Genomic DNA, 3654 nt, shown 5'->3' with positions numbered 1-3654 from the left:
TGCTGATCTGATGGCAGAGAATGCCAGTCAGGCACTTTCTAACCTCTAATCTTTTTTATGAATATTTTAATCCTTGACACCATTCATGGCGGGATTATACTAGGTGATGCCCTGCGTGATATGGGTCATGCTGTAGATCTTGTTGATGTATATAGAGGAGATCTTACATGTCAGGGAAGTATACCTGGTGAAACTGCCATATCGAAAACCTATGATCTCCTTATTCACCCGGTTCATCTGGATCCCGCAAACCCAATTTTGAGATCAATTGCTTGTCCATCAATCACTCATCACGAAGCGGTCAGATGGATCTTACATTCTCAAATCCAGCAAAATTTTTTACAATGCGGTTTTTGGATTGAGGTTTCAGGGGCAAGAGGAAAAACAACAACCGCAACAGCCCTTGCTTCGATTATGCAGGGAAGTGGGATCCTTCATTCATCCAGGGGAATCTATCGGTACCCGGAGGAGGAATATATCACCCGGATGAGTATAACACCTGCCTCACTCATCCCGGTTAAAGATCTTTTAAAAGAAAATGAATGGTGCATAGCAGAAATTTCACTTGGGTTTACCGGGCTTTGCGATATTGCTATCCTGACATCACATGAAGATTACCAGGTCGCTGCAGGAAAACTGAGTGCACGAACACTCAAGCATCTGAGTGCACTTTCATGTAAAAAAGTCCTGGTGGCACCGGACGTCTCCTTTGTTCATGATTCAGTAATCAATGCTGGCGATGTTGCCAGAGTTTGTGGAACAACGTGTATGTACTCCTTTAACGGGATCGAAGGTTCATATGAAAACCTCCTCTTAACATTGGAAGGATACCGGGTCCCACTGCAGCTGGCAACAGCAGCTGCTCTAATCCTTGGATACAACCCGGAGGGACTACAAAATTTTCCATCACTTCCCGGCCGGATGAAGATCGAAAAAATTGATGGGAGAATGATCATAGATAATGCCAGCACCGGGGCATGCCTGAAGACTACGTGTGATGCAATATCCCTACTCAGAAATTCACACGATGAAAATTTTCAATATACATTGATCATAGGTCAGGAAGCAAGAGCTGTGTGTGAAAATTTTTCTGATGAGGAGATCATTGGTGTGATCAACAAAGAACATCCAAACCAGGTCATTCTTGTAGCTGGTGATGACCGGATGGATACCAGTACAATATCAGATGCATGTAAAAAACAGACAATTCCAATTACAATATCACATTCAATACCTGAAGGAATGCATATTGCAAAACAGATGCCTTCCTGCCCGATCGTTGTATCAGTAAAAACCTGGAGGTAATTTATGAAATATATGCAGCCACGACCGAGTTCAATTGTAGCAGCTTTGTATACTGCCCGGGATCTGGGAGTCACCGTCTCTGTTCTGCATGGCCCTTCGGGTTGCTCATTTAAGCATGCACGACTCCTCGAAGAGGATGGTATGAGGGTTCTGACAACCTCATTATCTGAAAATGAATTTGTCTTCGGCGGACAGGATCGGCTTATTGAAGTACTCAATTATGCTGAAAAAGAATTTACTCCATCAAGAATGGCGGTTGTGGGAACATGCGTCTCTCTGATAATTGGTGAAGATCTTGAAGCTGCTATAGAAATGGCTGACCTGGCAACAGAAACAATTGCGGTAGACATTCATGCAGGTTTTCCTGAAAATATTGACGGGGTTATTGCTACGCTTGTACCGGCAAACAGGGCAGGCTGGATAAGTGATGAGGAACTCTTAAGGCAGAAGGATCTTCTGAAAAAAGCAAACGAGGTAGAGCGGCTACGTGGGGCAGCGATGAAGAGTTATATCACGCCATCACGAGGAGACCTGAAACATGTTGCAGCAACCAGGCTCATGGATCTTATTCGTGAAGGTAAAACCGGAGTTGCAATAATGAATGCCAAGAAGGAGACGGCATACATGTTTGCAGATATTCTCCTCGGCCTTCATGATGCTGCTCCTGACGCTCATGTTATCTATTCAGCAAATCTCGAGATGAAAGGTCTGCCTAAGGTACAGCGAGATGCTGATAGAATATCAACCGAACTCATCAATAGGGGTTTATCTTTCACATCACAGGGTGCACTTGATGAGTATGGAGCAACAGGAGATCAACTCGGGTCATGGATACAGAATATAAAACCTGATTTTGCTCTGATTGTTGGAGTTCCTCATGCTATTCCGGCTCACTACCTTGAAAGGGTAGAATGTTTCTCGGTAACCAACGGCCCACGTCAGGTAGGCCCATTGAAAGAACAAGGTCATGCCCATGTAATGGTTGAAGTCGATCTGCATCCCCGGACTCTCGGGGTTACTTCAATTGTAGAAAGTGAGTTCGGAGCAGTGCTCCGGAGTCTTGTATGAAGACCTTCCTGATATCAGGTGACAGATCGGGAGCAGGGAAGACCAGTATATCCGTAGCCCTGTCAGCACTCCTCTCCAAAAAATATAACGTCCAGTGCTTCAAGGTCGGGATGGACTATATTGATCCATCCTACCTTTCAGCTGTTACCGGGAGACATTGTCTGAACCTGGACACATTTGTGCTGACACCTGAAGAAAACAGGGAGATCTTTTCTCATGCCTGCTCAGTCATGGAAACTGATATTGCCCTGATTGAAGGAGTCAGAGGATTATACGAAGGGGCTGAATCACTATCTGATATTGGATCAACGGCATCTATAGCAAAACTTCTGAAGATCCCGGTTATCCTTGTCATTGATTCCCGGAGTATAACAAGAAGTGCAGCAGCATTACTCAAAGGCTTTACAGCATTTGATCCGGAGATTACAATCGCCGGTGTAATTCTGAATAATGTCAGAGGCGAGAGTCACATCAGGAAAGCAACTGAAGCAATCGAGCATTATTGTGGAATTTCTGTAATCGGGGCAATACCACGTCTCGATACTCCACCTTTGAAAATGCGCCATCTTGGATTAGTACCATTTCTTGAAGGTTCTCCGAACAGCGAATTTCTCTCCCAGATTAATGAGATGATAGAGTCTGTCGGAAAACAGATCGATATCGATGCCCTTCTTCGTCTAGCTGATGAGCGGGATAATCCCCCATATAATGGCACAATTTTTAGTCACCCTGAAAAAAAGGATATCAGAATCGGGGTTGCACTTGATAGCGCTTTCAATTTTTATTATGGCGACATTTTTGCTATACTTGAATCAAACGGTGCAGAAGTCATACCATTTTCACCAATTCATGATTCATTTCCTGATGTTGACGGGATAATTATTGGTGGAGGATATCCTGAATACTTTGGAAAAGAACTCGAAGAAAATGTCAGAATGAGAGAGGGAATCAAGGATGCTTCATCAAAGGGTATGCCCATATATGGTGAATGCGGAGGCCTGATGTACCTCTGTGATTCCATCCGGTTTTCAAGCGATTGGAATGATCTCTCGGCTGGTGACGAATTTCAGATGTGCGGTGTCTTTTCCGGATTTTCTTCAATTCCTTCCAGGCGTATAGTCAGGTATGTAATTGGAACAAGTTCTGCAAATACTCCATTTGGTGATCATCAGTTCAAAGGCCATGAGTTCCATTATTCAGATGTACAAATGAATGGGGATGTACAATATGGATATCATCTTGAGAGAGGAGTCGGGATAAACGGCTCACTAGATGGTGTAT

General features: G+C 44.0%; 3 protein-coding genes. All 3 read left to right on the top strand.

The features are described from left to right. The first annotated feature begins 57 nt into the window (after positions 1-57). Positions 58-1305, top strand: a complete 1248-nt coding sequence (gene cfbE / locus VN429_RS04135) for a coenzyme F430 synthase (RefSeq protein WP_325630095.1) — start codon at positions 58-60, stop codon at positions 1303-1305. Between the two features lie 3 nt (positions 1306-1308). Beyond that, positions 1309-2373, top strand: a complete 1065-nt coding sequence (gene cfbD / locus VN429_RS04130) for a Ni-sirohydrochlorin a,c-diamide reductive cyclase catalytic subunit (RefSeq protein ID WP_325630093.1) — start codon at positions 1309-1311, stop codon at positions 2371-2373. Continuing rightward, the coding region (gene cfbB / locus VN429_RS04125) for a Ni-sirohydrochlorin a,c-diamide synthase (protein ID WP_325630091.1) at positions 2370-3654 on the top strand (1285 nt) is incomplete at its 3' end. The genes cfbD and cfbB, both read left to right, overlap by 4 nt.

It is taken from the genome of Methanospirillum sp., from assembly GCF_035560735.1.
In the GTDB taxonomy this organism is placed as follows: Archaea; Halobacteriota; Methanomicrobia; order Methanomicrobiales; family Methanospirillaceae; genus Methanospirillum.
The sequence above is the reverse complement of the archived record's forward strand: the minus strand, read 5'-3'. Positions and strand labels throughout refer to the sequence as shown.

Bases quoted from the DNA above. Each gene is read 5' to 3' on its own strand.
- cfbE (WP_325630095.1), top strand. From the start codon at position 58: ATGAATATTTTAATCCTTGACACCATTCATGGCGGGATTATACTAGGT.
- cfbD (WP_325630093.1), top strand. From the start codon at position 1,309: ATGAAATATATGCAGCCACGACCGAGTTCAATTGTAGCAGCTTTGTAT.